Source organism: Halalkalibacter sp. AB-rgal2 (assembly GCF_041821005.1).
Classification (GTDB): Bacteria; Bacillota; Bacilli; order Bacillales; family Bacillaceae_D; genus Halalkalibacter.
On the sequence record NZ_JBGUAV010000007.1, the window covers coordinates 90,480 to 111,221 of the forward strand.

At 38.7% G+C, this 20,742-nt stretch carries 25 protein-coding genes; 18 read left to right on the forward strand and 7 right to left on the reverse strand.

Translation table 11 applies throughout. From position 1 onward, the window contains the following. The first annotated feature begins 66 nt into the window (after positions 1–66). From ACERJO_RS07935 to dapF, 3 genes are read left to right on the forward strand one after another with little or no spacing between them, the layout of a single operon-like run. Complete coding sequence (locus ACERJO_RS07935; RefSeq protein WP_247106212.1) at positions 67–303, forward strand: YuzB family protein; 237 nt, start codon at positions 67–69, stop codon at positions 301–303. A gap of 29 nt (positions 304–332) precedes the next feature. After that, positions 333–575, forward strand: a complete 243-nt coding sequence (locus ACERJO_RS07940) for a hypothetical protein (protein ID WP_247106211.1) — start codon at positions 333–335, stop codon at positions 573–575. A gap of 5 nt (positions 576–580) precedes the next feature. Further along, the gene (gene dapF / locus ACERJO_RS07945; RefSeq protein WP_373647146.1) at positions 581–1,429 is read left to right on the forward strand and encodes a diaminopimelate epimerase; all 849 of its coding nucleotides are present in this window, start codon (positions 581–583) and stop codon (positions 1,427–1,429) included. A 200-nt stretch (positions 1,430–1,629) separates the two neighbouring features. Here the strand turns inward: dapF and mqnE are convergent, their stop codons facing one another. Next, a complete protein-coding gene (mqnE, locus tag ACERJO_RS07950; protein WP_247106209.1) occupies positions 1,630–2,724 on the reverse strand; it encodes an aminofutalosine synthase MqnE in 1,095 nt (364 codons plus the stop codon). 319 nt (positions 2,725–3,043) lie between these two features. On the opposite strand from mqnE, the gene ACERJO_RS07955 reads away from it, so the two are divergent. Together ACERJO_RS07955 and ACERJO_RS07960 are read left to right on the forward strand one after the other, a co-directional pair. After that, positions 3,044–3,229: an aspartyl-phosphate phosphatase Spo0E family protein gene (locus ACERJO_RS07955; RefSeq protein ID WP_247106208.1), complete on the forward strand. Its 186-nt coding sequence runs from the start codon at positions 3,044–3,046 to the stop codon at positions 3,227–3,229. Between the two features lie 86 nt (positions 3,230–3,315). Next, positions 3,316–3,669, forward strand: coding sequence for a HesB/IscA family protein (locus ACERJO_RS07960; protein ID WP_247106207.1), 354 nt, complete (start codon positions 3,316–3,318; stop codon positions 3,667–3,669). 156 nt (positions 3,670–3,825) lie between these two features. Here the strand turns inward: ACERJO_RS07960 and ACERJO_RS07965 are convergent, their stop codons facing one another. Then, positions 3,826–4,818 carry an NAD(P)/FAD-dependent oxidoreductase gene (locus ACERJO_RS07965; protein ID WP_373647147.1) on the reverse strand — a complete coding sequence of 331 codons (993 nt, stop codon included), beginning with the start codon at positions 4,816–4,818 and terminating at the stop codon, positions 3,826–3,828. A gap of 335 nt (positions 4,819–5,153) precedes the next feature. On the opposite strand from ACERJO_RS07965, the gene ACERJO_RS07970 reads away from it, so the two are divergent. The 3 genes from ACERJO_RS07970 (at position 5,154) to ACERJO_RS07980 (ending at position 8,026) form a co-directional block, all read left to right on the forward strand. Next, on the forward strand, positions 5,154–6,350 hold the full coding sequence (locus tag ACERJO_RS07970) for an NAD(P)/FAD-dependent oxidoreductase (RefSeq protein ID WP_373647148.1): 1,197 nt from the start codon (positions 5,154–5,156) through the stop codon (positions 6,348–6,350). Positions 6,351–6,682: 332 nt separating this feature from the next. Then, entirely contained in the window at positions 6,683–7,042 is a 360-nt protein-coding gene (locus tag ACERJO_RS07975; RefSeq protein WP_247106204.1) for a YuiB family protein, read from the forward strand. Between the two features lie 282 nt (positions 7,043–7,324). After that, positions 7,325–8,026, forward strand: a complete 702-nt coding sequence (locus ACERJO_RS07980; protein WP_274169709.1) for a 3D domain-containing protein — start codon at positions 7,325–7,327, stop codon at positions 8,024–8,026. A 79-nt stretch (positions 8,027–8,105) separates the two neighbouring features. Here the strand turns inward: ACERJO_RS07980 and ACERJO_RS07985 are convergent, their stop codons facing one another. Then, positions 8,106–8,582, reverse strand: a complete 477-nt coding sequence (locus ACERJO_RS07985) for a divergent PAP2 family protein (RefSeq protein ID WP_247106299.1) — start codon at positions 8,580–8,582, stop codon at positions 8,106–8,108. A gap of 498 nt (positions 8,583–9,080) precedes the next feature. On the opposite strand from ACERJO_RS07985, the gene ACERJO_RS07990 reads away from it, so the two are divergent. The 4 genes from ACERJO_RS07990 (at position 9,081) to ACERJO_RS08005 (ending at position 12,952) form a co-directional block, all read left to right on the forward strand. After that, positions 9,081–9,596 (forward strand): TRAP transporter small permease, encoded by a 516-nt coding sequence (locus ACERJO_RS07990; protein ID WP_247106203.1) that lies wholly within the window; start codon positions 9,081–9,083, stop codon positions 9,594–9,596. Positions 9,597–9,631: 35 nt separating this feature from the next. Then, positions 9,632–10,897: a TRAP transporter large permease gene (locus ACERJO_RS07995; protein WP_035342863.1), complete on the forward strand. Its 1,266-nt coding sequence runs from the start codon at positions 9,632–9,634 to the stop codon at positions 10,895–10,897. A 47-nt stretch (positions 10,898–10,944) separates the two neighbouring features. Further along, complete coding sequence (dctP, locus tag ACERJO_RS08000; RefSeq protein ID WP_247106202.1) at positions 10,945–12,078, forward strand: TRAP transporter substrate-binding protein DctP; 1,134 nt, start codon at positions 10,945–10,947, stop codon at positions 12,076–12,078. Positions 12,079–12,343: 265 nt separating this feature from the next. Beyond that, positions 12,344–12,952 carry a hypothetical protein gene (locus ACERJO_RS08005; protein WP_373647149.1) on the forward strand — a complete coding sequence of 203 codons (609 nt, stop codon included), beginning with the start codon at positions 12,344–12,346 and terminating at the stop codon, positions 12,950–12,952. Positions 12,953–13,106: 154 nt separating this feature from the next. On the opposite strand, the gene ACERJO_RS08010 is transcribed toward ACERJO_RS08005, so the two are convergent. Beyond that, a complete protein-coding gene (locus tag ACERJO_RS08010) occupies positions 13,107–13,697 on the reverse strand; it encodes a biotin transporter BioY (protein WP_373647201.1) in 591 nt (196 codons plus the stop codon). 161 nt (positions 13,698–13,858) lie between these two features. On the opposite strand from ACERJO_RS08010, the gene ACERJO_RS08015 reads away from it, so the two are divergent. Next, on the forward strand, positions 13,859–14,341 hold the full coding sequence (locus tag ACERJO_RS08015) for an RDD family protein (protein ID WP_373647150.1): 483 nt from the start codon (positions 13,859–13,861) through the stop codon (positions 14,339–14,341). Between the two features lie 255 nt (positions 14,342–14,596). Here the strand turns inward: ACERJO_RS08015 and ACERJO_RS08020 are convergent, their stop codons facing one another. Together ACERJO_RS08020 and ACERJO_RS08025 are read right to left on the reverse strand one after the other, a co-directional pair. Continuing rightward, positions 14,597–14,869, reverse strand: coding sequence for an HU family DNA-binding protein (locus ACERJO_RS08020; RefSeq protein ID WP_247106198.1), 273 nt, complete (start codon positions 14,867–14,869; stop codon positions 14,597–14,599). Positions 14,870–14,975: 106 nt separating this feature from the next. Next, positions 14,976–15,800 carry a YihY/virulence factor BrkB family protein gene (locus ACERJO_RS08025; protein WP_247106197.1) on the reverse strand — a complete coding sequence of 275 codons (825 nt, stop codon included), beginning with the start codon at positions 15,798–15,800 and terminating at the stop codon, positions 14,976–14,978. 167 nt (positions 15,801–15,967) lie between these two features. On the opposite strand from ACERJO_RS08025, the gene ACERJO_RS08030 reads away from it, so the two are divergent. Further along, complete coding sequence (locus ACERJO_RS08030) at positions 15,968–16,372, forward strand: hypothetical protein (RefSeq protein ID WP_373647151.1); 405 nt, start codon at positions 15,968–15,970, stop codon at positions 16,370–16,372. A 58-nt stretch (positions 16,373–16,430) separates the two neighbouring features. Further along, positions 16,431–16,904: an S-ribosylhomocysteine lyase gene (locus ACERJO_RS08035; protein ID WP_373647152.1), complete on the forward strand. Its 474-nt coding sequence runs from the start codon at positions 16,431–16,433 to the stop codon at positions 16,902–16,904. Positions 16,905–16,996: 92 nt separating this feature from the next. On the opposite strand, the gene ACERJO_RS08040 is transcribed toward ACERJO_RS08035, so the two are convergent. Beyond that, positions 16,997–17,554, reverse strand: a complete 558-nt coding sequence (locus ACERJO_RS08040; protein WP_373647153.1) for a cysteine hydrolase family protein — start codon at positions 17,552–17,554, stop codon at positions 16,997–16,999. A gap of 149 nt (positions 17,555–17,703) precedes the next feature. Here ACERJO_RS08040 and ACERJO_RS08045 point away from each other — a divergent pair, with 149 nt between their 5' ends. The 3 genes from ACERJO_RS08045 (at position 17,704) to ACERJO_RS08055 (ending at position 20,692) form a co-directional block, all read left to right on the forward strand. Then, entirely contained in the window at positions 17,704–18,204 is a 501-nt protein-coding gene (locus tag ACERJO_RS08045) for an Lrp/AsnC family transcriptional regulator (protein WP_247106193.1), read from the forward strand. Continuing rightward, the gene (locus tag ACERJO_RS08050; protein ID WP_373647202.1) at positions 18,204–19,382 is read left to right on the forward strand and encodes an aminotransferase; all 1,179 of its coding nucleotides are present in this window, start codon (positions 18,204–18,206) and stop codon (positions 19,380–19,382) included. The genes ACERJO_RS08045 and ACERJO_RS08050 overlap by 1 nt, the downstream gene beginning before the upstream one ends. A gap of 176 nt (positions 19,383–19,558) precedes the next feature. Then, complete coding sequence (locus ACERJO_RS08055; RefSeq protein WP_247106191.1) at positions 19,559–20,692, forward strand: DEAD/DEAH box helicase; 1,134 nt, start codon at positions 19,559–19,561, stop codon at positions 20,690–20,692. The last annotated feature ends 50 nt before the right edge of the window (positions 20,693–20,742 follow it).

A 20,742-nucleotide genomic window follows, 5' to 3' on the forward strand; every position in this document is an offset into this window, starting at 1 on the left:
TTCTCCATAATTGACTTCTCTCATGAGCGAGAGTAGCATAAATGGTAGATCAAATGAGGTGAAAGTATGCGACCAATAATTGAATTTTGTTTAAGTAATTTAGCAAGTGGCTCTCAGGAAGCGATGGAAATGCTAGAGAAGGATCCTAACTTGGATATCATTGAATACGGCTGTTTGAATCATTGTGGTCAATGTGCACTTGCTCCTTTTGCACTTGTAAATGGTGAATATATTACAGGAGAAACCAATGAAGAGCTTGTCGATCACATATATGATTATTTAGAAGAGAATCCGATGTTCTAATTAAGTGGAAAGGTGAGGAGAGACGATAAATGGAGTTGATTCCTTTTACTCATACATGGCCTTATGAGATGATGATGGGCGATATTTATTTCCAATCATGTCCATTTTGTCATGAAGAACAAGTGAGAACCAATATGAAGAAAGCAGAGCTTCAACGAGCGAGCGAAGGAATTAAAACAAAGCTGATCATGCCTTGCTGTCATGGAGTTATGACTATATTAGAGGCTGATGAAGATTATTTTTGGACAGACAAGCCATTGCGAAAGGGGTAACAGACATGCAATTTACAAAGATGCATGGACTTGGAAACAGTTATGTTTATGTTGATGTGTTTAAGCAGTCATTAAATGAAGAGGAACTACCAAAGCTTGCGATTGAAGTCGCTGATAAAAATAAGGGAATTGGCTCTGATGGACTTATTTTAGTAGCACCATCAGAGCAAGCACCGGTTAAAATGAGGGTTTTTAATAACGATGGCTCAGAAGCAAAAAATTGTGGAAATGGGTTAAGGTGTGTGGCGAAGTTTGCTTATGAAAACGATTATGTGACAGAGGAGACCTTTACAATTGAGACGCTAGCAGGACTTGTGGAAGCTGAAGTACATGTGGATGCGGGGCGTGTCACAAATGTCACAATTAACATGGGCAAACCAATTTTGCATCGGGAACGTATTCCGATGCTTGGAGGACCTAGTGAACAAGTAGTAGATGAACCATTTTCAGTAGGTGTAGAAACTGTAGCTGTAACGGCTGTTTCAATGGGGAACCCTCATGCAGTTATGTATGTCGATGATATTGATCGAGCTCCTGTTTCGACAATTGGACCATTAATGGAGAAGGATGAACGCTTTCCTGATTGGGTAAATGTTGAATTTGTTGAAGTTGTCTCCGCCCATGAGCTTCACTTTCGAGTTTGGGAAAGAGGATCTGGGATTACACAAGCATGTGGGACTGGAGCGTGTGCAGCTGTTGTCGCTTCTGTACTAAATGGACACTGTCAAAAAGGGGAAGAGGTTGTTGTCCACTTATTAGGGGGCGATTTACGGATTACATGGACTGAGGATGGGGACGTACTTATGACAGGTGGAGCAGAAGTGATTTGTGAAGGGGTATTTAAACGTAAATAATCATAGATGAAAGCCCAAGGGGAGTATACCACTTGGGCCTCTTTAGTAACAGGAATTATAAGTGCTGCGTAATTTTAAGGAGGTAGGTGGATTCAGAGAAGGGCGTCGGCTCAGCTCGTTACCCGCTTTTCTGAAAAAGGCCCAACCCTATATACCGGCTCAGCATGCCGCAAGTAAGAATCCGCTGTGCGGTTTCCTTACTAATACTCTTTAATGACGTTGTAGAATGTATCTCGTTCAACAGGTGTTTTGCCGGCGCTTTTTATAAGATATATGAGTTCCTCACGTGTAATTCCTTGAGAGGTTAGAGCGCCAACAGAGTGAGAGATACGCTCTTCAATTAATGTTCCATGAATATCACTTGAACCGAATGTTAATGCCATTTGTGTTAGTTGAACACCGATGTTAATCCAATATGCTTTAATATGGTCGAAATTATCAAGCATCAGACGACTTATTGCTAGTGTGCGCATGTCATCAAACGCACTAGTGCGGCGTTTTAAACCAGCTTTTACACTGCGTGGCTGCATTGCTAGTGGTATAAAGACCATAAAGCCGTTCGTGCGATCTTGAAGTTGACGCAGACGATCCATATGAATAAGACGCTCTTCCATCGATTCAATTGAACCATAGAGCATAGTAGCATGTGTCTGTAAGCCAAGTCCATGAGCAATTTCGTGAGCTTCCAGCCATTGATCGGTTGATGCCTTCTCCGGACTCATCTTAGCGCGGTAGCGTTCCGTTAAGATTTCTGCACCACCACCAGGGAGTGTGTCAAGTCCAGCTTTCATCAATTCTTCTAAAACTTCCTTCATTGATAATCCTGAAATTCTAGCGAAAAATTCAATTTCAGCACCTGTATATGCCTTTACTGTTACGTGTGGATAATGCTTTTTCAATGTGCGAATGGTGTCTAAATAGTAATCAAAGGGAAGCTCATGGTTATGGCCACCAACGATGTGGAATTCACGAATGTTATCGTTCCAGCGTTGCTCAACATATTCTAATAATGCCGTTTCATCCATCGTATAGGCGCCTTCTTGTCCTGGCTTTCGTTTGAAGCCACAAAAGCCACAGTTCGCTTCGCATACATTTGTTGGGTTAATGTACATATTTTCAATAAAATAAACACTTTGGCCATTTTTCTGTATGTTCACCTGGTTAGCTAGTTGTGCGATACCAAGAAGGTCAGGTGATTCAAATAGGTACAAACCATCTTCCATACTTAAACGAACCTGGTTATGGACTTTCTCAGCAATTGCTTCTAATTTTGTGTCGGTTAACATGATGCTCATATATCGGTTCCCCCATCTCTAGAAATTCATTTTTAGCCTTAAATGTTGTTTCCATATTAAATTAATTTAGAAACTTATGCAGAAAAAGAGGGCTACACCCTCTCAATGTCGAAATAATTAATATATCTTTGACGTGTAGAAAGCTCTTATTTCTATTATACTATTAGTTTGAAGTGAATGAAAGGAAGACATCTATTCCGCATTGTAACATAATCGTTCGTAAAAATATGGAATTGTATTGGTATTTATTGCGTTCCAACTGTTAGTTTTGTAAACTAAAGGTAGCTGATGAAACAGTATTTGGGGAGAGGTGATAGGGATGTGTAATGTAACCCATGAAGCCTATTTTAAGAAAATAGAGGACCTACGTTATAAGATGATTGATGCTGCTAAAGTATATGGAATGAATCACCCTATTGTCCTACAATACAGTCAGAAGTTAGATCATACGCATAATGAATTAATGATGATCAACAATACAACTTCTCAGTTAAACAATCATTGATGCTGTTCCATAAAATGAAGTCGTCTTCCTTGAGAGGCAAGGAGTAAATGACGTATAATAGAAATAGTGTTAGGAGGAGGGATGTTATGATTAAAATAACGGAATCCGCCGTGAGTCAAATCTTAAGTATGAAAGAAGCAGAAGGTGATGACACCCTTATGCTCCGTTTTGGAGTGAAAGGTGGAGGGTGTAGTGGTCTTTCATATGGTATGGGTTTTGACAATCAAAAGACGGAAGATGATGAACAATTTAACATTGATGGATTAGATGTGTTAATTGATAAAGACAGTATTCCTATAGTGAAAGACGTAGTCGTCGATTATAAGCAAAATATGATGGGCGGCGGATTCACAATTGATAATCCGAATGCAATTGCTAATTGTGGTTGTGGTTCATCATTCAGAACAGCAACTAATGCTGGTAAACCAGAGGAATGTTAATACGTAAAAAAACGTGGCTATCCATAGAGGTAGTCACGTTTTTTATATAAGAGTTTAATCAATTTGGGGTTAAGTGGATTCTAGGATAGCTTCTCTCTTTACGTCACACACTTTCAGAAAGAGCTCAAACCACTGTAGCGAGTCCTCATCACACTTTTAAAAAAGACTTGTGCTATGTCCAGGAAAAACTTTTGCAGTTGGATCGATGTATGTTTTGGCGTTGTTAATCGCGGTTGGAGCCTCTCCAAAGCCAGTTGCAATTAACTTAACCTTACCTTCATATGTACAAACATCACCTGCAGCATAAATACCAGGAAGGTTTGTTTCCATTTTTGTATTTACCTTGATAGCATTTCGCTCAATGTCTAGTCCCCATTTTTTGATTGGGCCAAGAGAAGAAACAAAGCCGAAATTAACAATGACAGAATCGACATCTAATGTGTGTGTTTGGCTCCCTTTGATTTCAGCGAGTTTGACTTGATTAATCGCCTCTCCATCACCAATTAACTCTTGGATTTGAAACGGTGTTAAGACCTTCACGTTTGATTTCTTTAACAGGTCTAGGCTGTGCTCATGAGCACGAAATTTGTCACGACGGTGGATAAGAGTAACTTCCTTAGCGATCGGTTCAAGCATTAATGACCAGTCGACTGCGGAATCCCCCCCACCACATACAATTACGTTCTGTCCTGCGAAGGCACTCAAATCTCGAATGAAATAGTGTAAATTCTTTCCTTCGTAATCACTGGCTCCTTCTACTTCTAACCGTCTAGGCTGAAAAGCACCAGCACCTGCTGTAATGATAACAGCTTTGGTAAAGTGAGTATCTTTGTCTGTTTGGATAATATAAGATTCATCTTCTTGTTTAATCAATTCTTGGACAGCCTGCTCCAATACAATCGTTGGCTTAAATTGACTTGCTTGTTCAGCAAGGCGATCAACTAGCTCTTGGGCACGAACCTTTGGAAAACCAGCAACATCGTAAATATACTTTTCAGGATAGAGGGCAGATAGTTGTCCTCCTAACTGTGGCATACTTTCAATTATTTTGACTTTTGCTTGTCTCATTCCTCCATAAAAAGCAGCGAAAAGCCCAGTAGGGCCCCCTCCGATAATCGTTATATCATACATATTTGTTGAATCTGACATGTTAGGTCACCTCCGAGTATTCATATCAATTATTATATGCACAAATAGAAACAAAAAGAAAGAAAGTAAGGAGAACCTCTTATGAATATTCCTCATTGAGTCCGCTTACATTAAGAGTAGGATAAATATAAGAAAATATGTCATGATATTTATTTAAATGTTTAAAAAAGTAGTTGAAATATGTCAAGAAAACACATATTATAGTACTGTGTTGAGTGAATTCTTTGCGAGATTATCTGACAAACTATTTCTTTGTTTTTATTCGTGAAATTATTCACAAAAAAGTTCGTTGCAATTCTCTATGAAAATCTATACAGAAAGCGGAAGTGATTTTGTTGAAGAAGCCCAATATTGTCCTTTTAGGTGCCGGATATGGTGGTATGATTACGGCAGCTCGTTTATCAAAGAAGGTAGGCCATGATGCTAATATTACACTAGTTAATAAGCACGATTACCATTATCAAACGACATGGTTACACGAACCAGCAGCAGGTACATTATCAGCTGATCGTACTCGTATGCCGATTGATAGCGTTCTTGATTTAAATAAGATTAACTTTGTAAAAGATGAAGTTGTAGAAATTAAACGTGAAGAGAAGAAAGTTGTTTTAAAGCAAGGTGAATTAGAATATGATTACCTTGTTGTTGGATTAGGTTCTGAAGCAGAGACATTTGGTGTTCCGGGTGTTCATGAGTATGCTTATTGCAAATGGACAGTAAACGGTGTTCGTGAAGTAAAGGAACATATTGAATATCAATTTGCTAAGTATAACAATTTATCTGAAACGAAGGACGAGCTGCTAACATTTATCGTTGCAGGAGCTGGATTCACAGGTATTGAATTTATTGGTGAACTTTCTGAGCGTGTTCCAGAGCTTTGCAAAACATACGATATTCCTCAAGAAAAAGTGAAAATGTATGTGATTGAGGCAGCACCAACAGCACTTCCTGGCTTTGATCCAGAGCTTGTCGAATATGCAATGAACCTACTGGAGAGTCGAGGAGTTGAATTCAAGATCAACTGTCCAATTAAGGAAGTGACAGAGTCTGGCGTCATTCTTGCTAGTGGTGATGAAATTAAAGCTGAGACAGTCGTTTGGGCTACTGGAGTTCGAGGCAGCTCAATTATTGAAAAATCTGGCTTTGAAGCAATGCGTGGTCGTATAAAAGTCGAGCCAGATTTACGCGCACCGGGTCATGAAGATGTATTTGTCATTGGTGATTGTGCGCTAATCATTAATGAAGAGATTAATCGTCCGTATCCTCCAACTGCTCAAATTGCGATGCAAATGGCTGAAACCTGTGCAAACAATATAAAAGCATTAATGGATGGAGGCTCACTACAATCATTTACTCCAGAGATTAAAGGAACTGTTGCTTCATTAGGTGGGAAAGAAGCAATTGGAGTTGTAGGATCGAAAAAGTTATTTGGATCAACTGCTAATTTTATGAAAAAGATGATTGATAATCGTTATTTATTCTTATTAGGCGGACCGGGACTTGTCCTAAAACGCGGTAAGAACCCAATGTAATAGAATGTGATGAAAATGGCGTAAGAGGTACTCCCTTTTACGCCATTTTTCTAACAATATTCGTACGTGTGAACTTGGCTCTCTGTACGTTACAAAATAAAAATGTATAAATTTTGAGGCGGCAAGTGTGAGAAGAGGCGAAGAAGTTAACGAGAAAATCCAATGAAGGGCGTTGGCATAGCACGCCACGCGTGTCTCTGAAAGAACTTCACTTTCAGAAACACTAAAAACCCGTTGTAACGGCTCCACACAACGTTTATAAGAAAAGACGCTGGCACGTTTACTTAATGTAACAATTTGTTCATAACATATTTTATTGACTGTCATTTTAAATGCTGATTAAATTAGAAAAGGTACTATTGGGGGTGCAATGGGTGAGTATACCACAATTAATTATTTCAATTGTGCTATTCCTAGTTCTCTTTTTTGGGATAGGTTTTTTATTAAATATGATTTTACGCTCAACATGGATTATGGCGATTATTTATCCTCTTATCATTATATGGATTGTAAATGATGCTCGTTTAGTTGAGTATGTTACACAGCCTGCGATGGCGTTTTCGTCTATTGGGGAAAGCGTGTTTTCATTGCAGCCTGTCGATTTGATTATTTTGTTAAGCGGGTTTGCTGGAGCCATCATTTCAGGTGTAGTGATTAAAATGCTTCGTGTTCGTGGCTATCAGATGTTTTAGTAGAAAGGGTATGGTAGAGGAAACTTTGCTGTACTCTTTTTTGTGTTGAAGATTAGCCCGAAATGTAAGCGGAATTCTTTCTGAAAGAAAGAGTAAAGCAGATCACTCTTGAGATGGGAGGCACGCATCTGAAATCGGGCACTGAACTAACTGGCTATACGACAGTGGATTTAAGCTTGCCTAAAGAGTACTTATAAGGGAAAGCACATGTTAATTTTTGTTTTCTACGTATAAATCGTTTTACTTCTGGGGATGATGATTTCATGAGAGGAGTGAAATCGATTGGTACTTATCAAAACGTTAAGTCGAAATTTAGTTGTGTTTGTGCTATTTATGACAGCAGTATTGACGACGTTTGAAACCTTCTCCAATGTGAGTGCGGCTGAGCTGCAACGATGGATTTACGAACAAGTGAAAAATTCTCAAGATGAAGAATTACATACAGCAAGAGACAGTGGTGAAAAACGGTCGTCCTTATCATTAAGATCTTTACCTTTTTTATCAACGAGCGAGAAGGCAATGTCTCAAGAGGTTGTGGAGTCAGATCCTGTTTCTTTGGAAGACGCGATAGACTGGTCACAATACCCTTCAAATCGTGTTGTAGCAACTGGATATACAGCAGGGTATGAATCGACAGGGAAAAACCCCGATCATCCAGGCTATGGCATTACGTATTCTGGCGTACAAGTGAAGAGAGATCTTTATTCAACGATTGCAGCAGATACAAGTATTTATCCGATTGGAACCATTTTGTTCATCCCAGGTTATGGGTATGGAGTTGTAGCAGATACAGGCTCTGCTATAAGAGGAAATAAAATCGATCTTTACTATGAGACTGTTAGCGATGTGTATGATCAGTGGGGAAAGAAGGAAGTGGATGTTTATCTAGTAAAGAAAGGTGAAGGACAGCTGTCAGAAGAAGAGTTAATCGATATGAACGAAGAGGAAACGGTTCAAGTATTTCGTAATCAAATGGAATTTTAAAATAAAAAAGAGGGAGATACGGTATATTATTGCTGTATCTCCCTCTTTTTTTAATATAAGAAAAGTCAGTTCGTTTTTTTTAATGCACGATCGCGTGTAATACGAGTGTGAGGATAATTCCTAGTAATGCTCCGAAAAAAACCTCAATTGGCTGATGTCCTAATAGCTCTTTAAGCTCTTTTCTTTTTTCATTTTCTTCTTTTTTCTGCCACGTTTTTACTTCAGACAATAGTTTATTAAAATCGGTTACGAGCTGATTAATGACAGTGGCGTGGTAGCCAGCGTGTCGTCTAACTCCCGTTGCATCAAACATGACAATAATTCCAAAGACAGCAGCGATCGCAAAGACTGATGAATCAAGACCGAATTCGAGCGCTATCGCTGTTGATAACGATGTAACAGCAGCAGAATGCGAACTTGGCATTCCACCAGTACTCGTTAATAATGACCATTCAATCTTTCGTGTTGCTATGAAATTTAATGGAACTTTCACAAATTGGGCAAACCCAATAGCAAACAGTGAAGCCCACAAAGGGAAGTTTTGGAATATTTCCATAAGTGCATATACGTCCTTTCGCATCTATCTGATAAATTCGGTTCTTAACTTTAATATATGGATATTTCTATTGTTTTACTAAAGAAAAAGATCTTAGAAGCATCAAGAATTCTTTAAGTTTTTATTATAGCACAGTCTTATTTGCCTGTCTTTTCTTGAAAGAAGTCGCATACATATAATAAAGTCGTGTATTTGGGTGTTGAGTCCAAATAGAGGGAAAGAGGGGTTTAAAGCTGGCTATATAGTTGTGTTTTTATGTCGTATCCAAATATTTCAATATGAATAAGGAGTATTTGGGATTATTTAGATGCTGAGAAGAGTATCTTTTTAGCTCAGTTGTATGACTTTGTCTCATACAGCAATATGCAATGTTATCCGATGTTAAGCCAATATTTCGCATTTGAGCGTAGTTTGTGAATTCTGTATCATAATATATATCGTTGCTTTAAACGTTTACACTTATATTAGTGACGTTTGAAGAGAGGGGGAGAAAGTCTTTTGGGAGTTCTTAAAAAGCTTGATCAATGGGTGATTAAGATAGAAGAATGGATCCTTAGCTATGCCATAATAACCATTGCCGTTATGGTTATTGGAAATATGTTAAGTCGAACGATAACAGGATCAAGCTGGGCTTTTTCAATGGAAGTTAGTAATTTTGCTGTTATAATTGCTACTTTTTTAGGGATTAGCTATGCAGCTAGAAAAGGAAGGCACATTAGCATGTCGGCTTTCTATGACTTAGCTCCTTTCCCAATTAGAAAGGCACTAGCCATTTTTATACCAGCTGTAACAGCGTTGACGTTATTGGTATTGGCTTGGTTTAGCTTTAGCTACTTTCAGGCGTTGTACGAGTCTGGTCGAGTAACTACTGCCATGCAATTACCTGCTTATATTTTTGCGCTTTTTGTACCGATAGGTTTCATATTTGGCAGTATTCAGTTTATTCGAAATATGTGGATTAATATTAAAGAAAAAGACGTGTATTTAGCACAGGAACGGAAAGATTATTCTTAATATTCTGAATCTATAAAGACTGTGAGGAACAATATATGCTAGCAACTATGCTAATCGTAATGATCATTTTACTTTTTTTAGGATTTCCGATGATGATTCCTATATTTGTAGCCTCGATCATTGCTGTGTTATTTTTCTTACCTGTAGATCCTTCCTTTTTAGCGCAACAAATGATAAATGGTATTTCCTCGTTTGAGTTACTAGCCGTTCCGTTGTTTATTTTTGCTGCGGATATTATGTCTTCCGGAAAGACATCTAAACGGTTACTTGACTTTGTTGGAGCATTTGTTGGACATATTCGAGGTGGTTATGCGATTACGACAGCGGCTACTTGTACGTTGTTTGGATCTATCTCAGGTTCTACCCAAGCAACAGTTGTAGCAATCGGTAGACCCATGAGGGAAAGGCTATTGAAGGTTGGTTACAAGGATTCAAGTGCTATCGCTTTAATTATAAATGCTAGTGATGTTGCACTATTAATACCGCCAAGTATTGGCATGATTATTTATGCTTTATCTGCACCTCGTGTATCATTAGGGGATTTATTCATCGCCGGGATTGGTCCAGGTATTTTAGTATTATCTTTGTTTGTTATTTACAGTTATATTCACGCAAGAATATTTAATATCCCATTGGGAGAAAAGCTACCTTGGCGAATGAGAGGGAAATTTACTGTAAAAGCTCTATTGCCACTTGGTTTCCCAGTTATTATTATTGGTGGTATTTATTTAGGCTACTTCAGTCCAACTGAAGCAGCTGGGGTCTCGGTTTTATATGCACTTATTCTTGAAGTACTTATTTTTAAAACGATTAAAATACGTGATATCTCAAAAATTGCATTGTCTACTGGATTAGTGACAGCTGCTGTATTTATCTTAGTAGCAGCAGGGCAAGCTTTCGCTTATGTCATCGCAAGAGCACGTATACCGCAAATGTTGTCAGAAACGGTTCTCGGCAATGACCCTTCGGCTTTATATGTATTATTAATTGTCGCGATATTCTTCTTTGTAGGGTGTATGTTTGTCGATCCGATTGTCGTAATCTTAATTTTGACACCGATCTTTTATCCTGCAGCCATTGCGGCTGGTGTCGACCCTATTCATTTAGGGATTGTCATTGTATTCCAGGCGGCATTAGGTTCTGCGACACCTCCATTTGGAGTCGATATATTTACAGCTAGTGCGGTATTTAACAAATCATACTTAGATGTTATTAAAGGAACGCCACCGTATATTATTATGTTGTTAATAGCAGCGGTGTTGATTATATTATTTGAAGAAATATCCCTATTTTTACTCTAGGTGATCGTTTCTTTAAAATAAAACTATATTTTTATAGGGGGAATTAGATGTTTTTCAAGAAAAAAGGTTGGAAAGCTTTTGCAGTAGCAGGTGCTCTTTCAGTTGCATTAGCAGCGTGTGGAGGAGAAGATACGGATAGCGATGTAGGAGAAGATCCAGTAGATCCTGATACGAATGGCGATGAAACTCCTGCTGATGAAGGCTCAGATGGTGCAGCTATTGAAGAATCGTATCATTGGGATTTCGTTACTGAAGAAGTTGACGGCCAAGTTCAATATGAATATGCGCAGCAATTTGCTGATCTATTAGAAGAAAAATCAGACGGACAAATTACAATGGACGTCTGGGAATATGGTGCATTTGGTGGAGCTACAGAGGTTGACCAAGTAGAGTCACTTCAAATGGGAGACGTTGAGTTTGCAATTGTATCACCTGGTTTCACAGGTGGAATGGTTCCCGAGGGTCAAGTGTTTGCTCTTCATTTCCTTTTCCCAGATGATTTAGAGACAACACAAGAAATTTTGAATACGAGTGAAGCATTAAATGTTCACTTAGCAGAAATGTATGAAGCACAAAGCATTAAGCCACTTGCATTCTTTACTGAAGGTGCGATGCAATGGACTGGTAACCGTGAGTTACGTACACCAGATGACTTTAATGGTTTCCAAATGCGTACACAAGAGTCTCCATTAATTATGAGCTCTTATGAAGCGTATGGTGCTGATCCAGCTCCGTTAAGCTGGGGTGAGCTATACTTAGCTCTTGATCGTGGAAATCGTGATGGACAAGAAAACCCTATCTTCTTCATTGAAGATGCTGAATTCCACCGAGTACAAGATCACATGACGATTTCTAACCATAATAATTATGTAGCTATGACAACAGTAAATCCTAATTTTTACAATGAATTACCTGATAACGTCCGTGCGTTAATTGATGAGACTGTTGAAGAGATGCAACCAATTGTATTTGACTTACAAGATGGAATGAATGAAACCTATTTAGACTCAATTATTGATGATACAGAATATCCAACAGAGGTTATTACATTAACGGAAGAAGAGCGTGAAGCTTTCCGTGAATTAGCACTGCCAATTCGTGATGAATTCCGTGACACTGTTGGTGAAGATGGTGCAGCAATGTTAGACCTACTAGAAGAGGAAATTGCTGCATTCGAATAATTCGTTCTTAAAATGAAGAACGTCCTTATCATGAGGGCATTCTTGCCTGTCGATAACGTCTCGCAACATCGAGATAGTCGGCAGGTTTTTTTATGGTCAGAGAGCATGGTCGTCATGAGAAGTCGCTTCGAAGCCGTTTCCGGAATGGGGGGGCACGCACCCTTTTGAGGAAGTAAAACTAACCGTCAGTTATTTTTAAAAATTATGAAACTATATGATTCTTTCATTCGTTTATATAAAGAGAGAAATTAAAGGGATGAATGTAATGAAAAAAGGAAGAGTATGTTTATATCTATTGATCAGCTTAGTATTATTTGGGTGCCAAACAAATTCCATGCAGGAAGAGGTTATCATTAAACAATTTGATCAATTCTTTGAGCAAATAAGAGTCCTTTTTAGCTATCATATTAAGGAAGATGGAGTGTTCCTTAATGAGAATTTCCATACAGAAAATGATATAAATGAGGTATTGGAGCCATTAATGACTGACGAAGGAAAAAACCAGCTTTTAGGAGAATTGTATGAATTTAAAGATGGGAAATATGTGTACAATGATGAGCTCCAGGAATATTTAAATGAGAGAACTCAAGCTGAATACTACCCAACTCTGCGAAGCACTGTATTTAATCCCGGGATTAGAATGATTCTCGAGGAGGATTTGAACATATCAATAGAAGGAAACAAAGCAAGAGTGATAGCGGAGAATGCACCAGTCCTATATTTTGATGAAAATAGTCCATACGGTCAGCACCATTTTGGTATGCTAGGCTACCCTGCAATTGATTACTTAACGGTTCATGTTGATATGGAACGTGAAGGTGAGGAGTATTTCATTTCGTCCTTTTCAATTGAAGCAAGTTCATTATTGAATTAGGAGAACTGAAATCGATCATGAGTTCAGATTAGAATGTGGAAGAAGCGTAAGCATACTGATAAGTAAAAGCTTGGATGAAGGGAAAGCTCTCTTCACCCAAGCTTTTATGCTTATGTAACGTCTTCTTCGTTGCCATGTATCCAATTCAAGGGCTTTAAGCAGCTTTTGATCGACTTGTTGGATTTGATAATTGAACCATATGGTAAACTCGCTTTGCTAATATAGCGGCAAAGCAAGTAAAGATAAAGTCCTTTACAAAGGGGGCTGCCATCCAAGCCCAAACGGTCCCATAGCTGACCGCTTCTCCATCTGCTAACAAATTTAAATTAGCGTACATATAATTTGTTCCAAGTAAATAATTGATTAATAGACCAGCAAAGCACGCGATGAAAAATGTTGCAATTTTCTTCTCTTTGCTCTTCTCGATGATCCATCCAGCTATAAACGCTAAAATAATAAATGATAGCAAAAAACCAAAGGTTGGACTGACAAAGGTAGAAAGTCCACCTCTAAATTGTGCAAACACGGGAAAACCAACTAATCCTACGGCAATGTAAACAATCATGGAAATAGATCCTAGTCGTTTTCCTAGTAATGCTCCTGCCAACATCGCAAAAAACGGTTGCAAAGTAATCGGCACAGAACCTATAACGAGAAAAGATGTGACATTTGCACCGATGGTCATTAATGCAGCGAATAAAGCGATGTATACAATTTGTCTTGTTTGAAATGTCTGTTTGATTATAATCACCTCCTTGTCTGTGCTCTATAGTAGAATAAAATGGAAAAGATCAATTGTCAACCTTATTATTTATTAGGTTGACAATTGATTTTACAAAAATGGTGGCATTCAATTCCATTAATTTGTATAATAAGAACAGTTTGATAATATAGGAGGTTTATAGAATGGCACAAAACCCAGCAGGATTTTGGATTCGCGTAGGTGCGAGTATTCTTGACGGTATCTTTCTTAACATTGTATTTTTCGTTATCTTTTTACTTATACCTTTACCTGGTGCAGATGTGGTGATATTTAATCTTGAGGATATCATTATTTATACTCAAGAACAATCTTTACAAGATACGATTTTAGGAATTGGAAACCTTGCATATATGCTAGTACTTCCAGTCGTTTGGTTTGGTTTTACAGTTGGTAAACGTATTTGTGGTGTTCGTATTGTGAAATTAGATGGCTCGAAATTGGGGATTGGAGCGATGATTTTACGAACAGTCGTTGCTGGAGTTCTTTACGTTGTATCAATTGGGCTGTTATTTATTATTAGTGGTCTAATGGTCGCATTCCGTCAAGATAAGCGTAGTATTCACGACTTTATTGCCGGAACGTACGTGACTCGTGATTTACCTGAACAAATTGCAGAGAATGAATAACAACTAGAAAAGAGGCTGGGACAAAAGTGGTTTAACTAAAAGAAAAGCCGAACAATGATAGATGGAGGACGTAAACCGCTCCTGAAATATACTTCGCTTTCCGCGGGAAGCCGGTGAGCCTCCTCGTGCTTCGCACTGCGGGGTCTCACCCTTGGCTTTTCATCCCGCAGGAGTCTACGTATATTTCATCCGCTACGTTCATCTTTTGTTCGGGTTTCCAGATAGACACTTTAGTTATGTCCCAGCCTCTTTCGTTTACTTAACGGCTTCTTTCAACTGTTTGCCAGCTTTGAAGGCAGGGGTTTTCGTCGCTGAAATGTCAATTTCCTCACCAGTTTGCGGATTACGCCCTTTTCTTGCCGCTCTCTCTCGAACTTCAAAATTACCAAATCCGATTAATTGAACCGTTTCACCTGAAGATAACGTTTCTGAAATGACCTCAAAAACAGAGTTAACTGCGGTGTTTGCATCCTTCTTTGATATTTGTGAACGCTCAGCTACAGCTTGTACGAGTTCAGTTTTATTCATTGTCTTTCATCTCCTTATTTTCAATGCTTATTGCTACTTTCCTGCTACCATCATGACCACTTTCTCTTGTTTTATACGTTTAATATGAAATTTACTAGCTTTTTTGTTAAATTCTCTTTGTTCTGTGCAATTCATATAAGACAGCATTCACTTGCCCGCCCACAACAAGAATGATACCAGATAAAAAGAACCATAGCATAAGAACAATGACTCCACCAAGACTCCCATACGTAGCTGAGAAATTGCCAAATTGACTAATGTAAGTTGAAAATGCAATTGAAATAAACTGCCAGCCAATTGTTGCTACAAAGGATCCTATTAATACTTGCGAAAAAGTTAACTTCACATTTGGTGCTAATCGATAGATGATCATGAGAAGAAAGGACATTAATGAAATTCCAATAATCCAACGTAGCATTTTCAATACCGTTGTCGTTTCATCAGGAAGAAAGAAGAAACGATCCAATGTTGTAATGATCAAGTTTCCGAAAACAGGTAATAACAGAGTGATAACAATAACAAAGATCATCGATATCGTTAAGCCAATAGAAAGTAGGCGAAGCTGTAAGAAATTTCGAGTTTCCTCTACATCATAGGATCTGTTTACTGCTCGAATAAGGGCATTAATTCCATTTGATGCAGACCAAATAGTAGCAAGGATCCCAAATGAAAGCAGACCGCCTTGTGGTTCGCTGACTACTTCAAAAATGGTCGTAAAAAGAATATCAGCCAATTCGTTTGGAACATAGTCGGTAATAAAATGTTGTAAGCCATCTGTGTCAAATTGAAAGTATGGAACAAGTGCAAGAATAAAAATAAGCAATGGAAAGATTGAAAGCATAAAATAGTAAGCCAAAGTTGCAGCCCAATCAAGAATAGGATCTGATTTAAGGCGATGCATGAGTTTCTTCGTAAAATGTGACTTGTTCAAATTCGTTTCTCCTTCCTTACTAATAGTGAATCCGTTTCTGTAAAGATCGTATCTACTACTTAGCATAAAATAGTTGAAAAAGAATGGAAAGTGCTGCCTGTTATATCCCCTTCTTTTCCTTCGCTCAAACTTATGTATAATAGGGAGGTGGGAGGAGTGAAAAAAGTATGTATAAAGCTAAAGAATCACCATTTATTTGGATTGCTTGGATTGTATTAGCATTAATGTATGGCTCTGTTTTAGAAAATGGGTTTCAATATATCGCATATGCTAGTATTATCCTGTTTCTAGCCTTTTTAACAATTTCTTATGAGTTTGAGGTGAAGGAAGACCGCTTATTGTATCGAACGCTCATTATACGAAAGGTTATTGGGACACGGGAGCTTCAAGTAACAGATATCAAGAAAATTTCTTTTATAAAATTTGCAAAGCGTACACTTATCGTCATTCATCCAAAGAAAGGCTTCCGAATTAAATTAAAGCGCTTTGAGCCAGCTGGATTGTCTGAGGAGATGCTCGAATTTTCGAATGAGCATAATATAGACAAAGAAGTATTTGGGAAAATGTCTTAATCATTTTAGAAATAGCGTTGCTATGTTACGATGGTGACAAAGAGGAGGAGGTATTCTCATGCCAACAGTTGAAAGCTTTGAACTTGATCACACAATTGTAAAAGCGCCATTTGTCAGGCCGTGTGGAACGATACCAGTAGGATCTGATGGAGAAGTAAACAAGTTTGACATTCGTTTTTTTCAGCCGAATAAACAAGCGATGAAGCCTGATGTTATTCATACAATGGAGCATTTACTTGCCTTGAATATTCGTCGATTCGCTGAGAAATATGAGCATTTTGAGGTGATTGATTTGTCACCAATGGGCTGTCAGACAGGGTTTTACTTAATTATGAGTGGGAAGCCAACGGTTGATGAGCTCATTGATATTTTGGAAGAAACGATGAACTTTTCACTTGAGCTGACAGAGGTCCCTGCTGCAACGGAAAAGCAGTGTGGACAAGCCAAGCTCCATGATTTAGAAGGGGCAAAACGGTTAATGAATTATTGGTTACAGCATGATAAAGCGTCGCTAAGAGAAGTGTTTGCGTAATAAGTAGTAATAAGGTGAATCCGTCCAGGGATTCACCTTTCTTTATTAGGCTGAAAACTGAAAAGGTAGCAGGTAAACTTAGGTGCCCTTCTCTATTTAGAAGTGTATGAGGATGACCATTGACTAATGTCAGCTTTTAAGACATGTTTCATGAGCTCAAGAGCATGGTCATTTCGACTATTCGTTTGTGAAGCGACTGCATCAGCAGGGATATGCAGGTCATATCCGCGCATATAGCCGTCATTAGCCGTAAATTGAACACACATGTCTGCAGTGACCCCTGTTAGGATAAGTGATTGAATACTTAAGTGATCAAGTAATAAGTGAAGCGGTGTACAAAAGAACCCTGAATATTGTGGTTTCAAAATGAAGTAGTCATCCTGCTCAGGTTGAAGAAGTTTAGCTATTGGTTGTCCTCTTACTGGCTGTTCTGCACAATGAGAAACGATATGACGGAAATCAGACTGCCACCTCCCGTAATTATCATTTACATAAATGATGGGTATTCGTTCGCTCTTAAGTTGTTCCTTCATGGATTTAATCGTATGTGCCGCTCTCATTGCGTATGGGATGAGCTGTTCTCCGTGCTTAAATTCGAAATCATTTATCATATCAATGATCAGTAGTGCTTGTTTCTTTTTACTGTACATAGGCTTTAAACGTTCCCTTCTGTTCTATAATAAGATAAAGAAATTTAGTTATAGGAGGAAAAAGCTATTCGTATCAAAGGGATGATATGTTATGATAAACAAAATACTGAGATACCATACATGTTTTTTGTAAGGAAGGGGCTAGGAAGATGGACATGGACGAGAAACGAATTGAAATATTACAAATAATAGAGAGTAACGGACGCATTCCCGTTGCCATGTTAGCGAAAATGGTAGATATAACAGAAGAGCAAGCAGAGGTCGTTTTAAAGCAGTTGGAAGAAGAGAAGGTCATTCTTAGTTATTCGGCTGTGATTGATTGGAGTAAAATACAAAAGCGCGAAGGCGTAACCGCTGTAATCGATGTGAAGGTTACTCCGCAGCGTGGTGTAGGTTTTGATCAAGTTGCGGAACGTATTTATCGTTTTCCAGAGGTGAAGGCTGTTTATTTAATGTCTGGTGCTTATGATTTATCGGTTGTCATTGAAGGAAATACGATGCAAGAAACGTCCCGTTTCGTTTCAGATAAGCTGTCGACGATTGATTCCGTTATTTCAACAACGACTCATTTCCAATTGAAAAAATATAAACATGACGGTGTTGTTTTTGAACAAGGAGAAGAAGATCGTCGGATTGTGGTGACGCCATGATTCCTTCACATACAAAACAAAACAGTCGTTTGTCTAAGCGTGTTCAAGCGATTAAACCGTCTGGCATTCGTCGATTCTTTGATTTGGCATCAAAGATGGATAATATTATCTCACTTGGTGTTGGGGAGCCTGACTTTATTACACCATGGAATACACGTGAGGCAAGCATTTCATCGTTGGAACGTGGTTTCACTGCTTACTCGGCTAATGCGGGCTTAATGGAATTGAGACAAGAGATCTCATATTATATGGAAGATCGGTTTTCGGTTCAGTATGATCCTGAAACAGAAGTGCTCGTAACTGTAGGAGCAAGTGAAGGAATTGACATTGGAATGCGGGCAATCCTTAATGAGGGAGACGAAGTGATCGTCGTTGAGCCAAGCTTCGTTTCTTATGCACCACTTGTTGAACTAGCAGGAGGAGTACCCATTTCAGTGGGGACGTCGATCGAACATGATTTTAAAGTAACGGCATTAGCAATTGAAGAAGCGATTACCGATAAAACGAAGGCAGTTATGCTCTGTTTTCCGAATAATCCGACGGGTTCAACGTTAAACCGTGAAGAGCTTAACGAGCTTGTTAAAGTGATTGAACGACATGATCTTATTGTGTTTTCTGATGAAATTTATGCGGAACTAACGTATGATCATAAGCATGTTAGCTTTGCAGCCTTACCAGGGATGAAAAATCGAACGATACTCATTCAAGGTTTTTCCAAAGCATTTGCAATGACTGGCTGGCGATTGGGGTTTGTGTTAGCGCCACCTGATTTATTAGCCGCTATGCTGAAGATTCATCAATACAGCTTAATGTGTGCACCTACTATGGCGCAATTTGGTGCTCTAGAAGCGCTTCGACAAGGATTAGATGAAGTGGAACGGATGAAGCAATCGTATAAGCAAAGACGAAATTTTGTCGTGAAATCCTTTGCAGAAATTGGTTTGACCTGTCACCGACCAGAAGGAGCGTTTTATGCATTTCCTTCAATTGAAAAAACAGGTTTGAACTCAGAAGCATTTGCTGAAAAGCTATTAATGGAAGAACGTGTAGCGGTCGTTCCTGGTTCAGTTTTTGGGCAAGGTGGAGAAGGGCATATTCGTTGTTCATATGCGACGTCAATGGACCATTTAGAGCAAGCGATTGAACGAATAGATGTTTTGTTACAACGGTTGAAGTGAGTTAGTAAAAAGGGGGTGTTTTAAAAGGTGCGTATGTGATCTTTTAAGACATCCCTGAAATTATGTTCGGAGAAGAATATTCTTAATTGATTTAGTGAGTTTTCCCTTTTATGGGTGAAAGTGACAAGGATCGGTCATACTAATGATTGGCGTGTTTAGAAAAGAGGGGTAAAATAATGAGCTTTACATTTGAACAATTAAACGAATCGTTTGTTTCTGTTTTAAAGGAATTACATATTACAGAGCCTACTGATATTCAAAAAAAGATGATTCCTGAAGCATTAGAGGGTCAGAGTATTATTGCTCGATCACAAACAGGAACAGGAAAGACGCTTGCTTACTTATTACCAGCTTTGAATAAGATTGATAAGCAAGTACAGCGGTTACAGGTGCTTATTCTAACACCTACTCAAGAACTTGCGATGCAGGTTGTTGATGTGGCCAAAAAAATAACCGAAAAGGATCCGGTACATATTGGTGCTTTTATTGGTGGCGCGAACATAAAAAGGCAAGTTGAAAAATTAAAAAAACAGAAGCCGCAGCTTGCGGTTGGGACCCCAGGTCGACTACTTGACCTTATCCAAATGAAAAAACTAAAAGTAGCTGATTTACAAGTGGTGGTGATTGATGAAGCTGATCGAATGATGGGAGAACAATCGTCTTGGGGAGCTACGATGGAAATTGCCAAGCGTGCTGGTCGCGACATTCAGTACTTGAGTGTATCGGCGACCATTCCAGATGGAATTACGGAGCAGATGAGACAGGTAGCGCCATTTATCGTTGAGCTAGAAGCTGAAGGAGGTTTAGTAGAAGTAGAGAAAGTAGAACATTGTGTGCTGCGTGTCGAGCAACGTGACAAAGTCGATGTGACGAGAAAGCTTGTTCATGCGGAAACCATTAAGAGAGGGATTGTCTTTGTTAACCAATTGGAAAAGCTACATGAAGTAGCTGAAAAGTTAGTCTATAAAGGTTTACGAGTACAGGCACTATCTTCTGATCACAGTAAACAGGAACGAGAACAAGCAATGAGGCAATTGCGAAATGGGGATATTGACCTACTTGTCGCAACAGATATTGCTGCTCGAGGGCTGGACATTGATGATATCACACATATCATTCAGTTTGATGTTGCGGCTACCCCTGATCAATATGTGCATCGTTCTGGGCGAACAGGGAGAATGGGGAAAACAGGGACAGTCATTACTTTGCTTGATCGAAGAGACGAGTATAAGATTGAAAAATATCAAAAACAATTAAAAATTAACTTTTCCGAAGTTGTATTAACGCATGGTCATTTAACAAAAAAGTAGTAGACTATTCCATGAACTGGATGAGAAGTGTGTATAGATCTCCTTTACTT